The organism is Nocardioides humilatus, assembly GCF_008373755.1.
Taxonomy (GTDB): Bacteria; Actinomycetota; Actinomycetes; order Propionibacteriales; family Nocardioidaceae; genus Nocardioides; species Nocardioides humilatus.
The window spans coordinates 1-352 of the sequence record NZ_VUJV01000073.1 but is presented as its reverse complement, the minus strand read 5'-3'; the positions used below and the strand labels follow the sequence as shown (position 1 = coordinate 352).

1 protein-coding gene is annotated in these 352 nt (G+C 36.9%); it reads left to right on the top strand.

What is annotated here, in order from left to right; genetic code table 11:
• Window positions 1-122: 122 nt before the first annotated feature.
• The coding region (locus F0U44_RS24035; protein WP_149730596.1) for a proteasome maturation protein at window positions 123-352 on the top strand (230 nt) is incomplete at its 3' end.

Genomic DNA, 352 nt, shown 5'->3' with positions numbered 1-352 from the left:
AAAGATTTAGGCACCGTACAGTTTCAGAAAGAGTGTATATTGAATATAATTGTATTTTGATTAACATATCGCTCCAAATATAAACTACTTATCCCTAATTAACTGTTAACTATATTTACACAATGAGTTTCGGACTACCACCCCTTAAAGTAAAGCCAGAACATGATGACAATGGTGTCAAGATTCAAGAAAATACTTTTGGTATCCCTGACCCCATGATTGCCGGTTTAGGTGCCACAAGACCTAAACTAGGTTTTGTACATCCACTAGAAGCATCTGAGAAAAATTACCATTTAAATGAAGAGAAACTGAATCTAGCGATGCTGCGCAATGTCCAAGGTCTACATGCGCC